The sequence below is a fragment of the Cellulomonas sp. P1_G12_2 genome, from assembly GCF_056405535.1.
This window is the reverse complement of sequence record NZ_JBFUBX010000017.1, coordinates 1-1,040: the sequence shown is the minus strand read 5'-3', so window position 1 is coordinate 1,040 and position 1,040 is coordinate 1. Positions and strand designations below refer to the sequence as shown.

At 67.9% G+C, this 1,040-nt stretch carries 1 protein-coding gene; it reads left to right on the top strand.

Features of this window, described 5'->3' with window-relative positions:
* Nucleotides 1–1,040: Ig-like domain-containing protein (locus AC1DXT_RS20810; RefSeq protein WP_477063177.1), on the top strand; the 1,040-nt coding region annotated here is incomplete at both ends.

Here is a 1,040-nt window from a genome sequence, read left to right as displayed (position 1 = left end):
GTCGTAGAGATCACCGGCCCGATTTCCAAGGGCGGCGTCACGAACGATGCCAAGCCCGAATTCACTGGCAATGGCACGCCCGGCGACACCATCACCGTCTACGACAACGGCAACCCGATCGGCGAGGTCGTCGTCGACGACAAGGGTCGCTGGACCTTGACCCCGGCCGAGGACCTGGCCGAGGGACCGCACGCGATCACCATCACTGAAACCGACAAGGCCGGCAACGAAAGCGATCCTTCGGATCCCTTCGAGTTCGGCGTGGACACCGCGCCGCCCAAGGCGCCGGAAGCGCAGGTCGATGGCGCGGTCGACGAGACCGGCCTGGTCAATACCGACAAGCCCACGCTGAGCGGCAAGGGCGAACCCGGCGATACCATCGTCGTGACCTACCCGGGCGGCGAGACGAGCGAGACGACGGTGCGGCCCGACGGCAGCTGGGCCGTACCGGCGCCGGAGAACCCGCTGCCCGAGGGCGGCGGCAACATCGTGGTCACCGAGATCGACGAGGCCGGCAACAGCACCGAGATCAAGGTGCCCGTGAATGTCGATACGCAGGCGCCCGAGGGCGAAGCGCATGTCGATGGCGCGATCGACGAGACCGGCCTGGTCAACACCAACAAGCCCACGCTGAGCGGCARGGGCGAACCCGGCGACACCATCGTCGTGACCTACCCGGACGGCCAGATCAGCGAGACGACGGTGCGGCCCGACGGCACCTGGACCGCACCGGCGCCGGCGAACCCGCTGCCCGAGGGCGGCGGCAGTATCGTGGTCACCGAGACCGACGACGCCGGCAACAGCACCGAGATCAAGGTGCCCGTGAATGTCGATACGCAGGCGCCCTCTGCCCCCGAGATCGGTTCCGTGCTGGACGACGTTGCGCCGGACGAGGGCTTTCTGCAAAGCGGCCAGTCGACCAACGACACCCAGCCCACGCTGAGCGGCACGGCCGAGCCTGGCAGCAAGGTGACGGTGATCGACAACGGCAAGGTGCTTGGCACGGCAGACACGGATCCGGTGACCGGCGCGTGGATGGA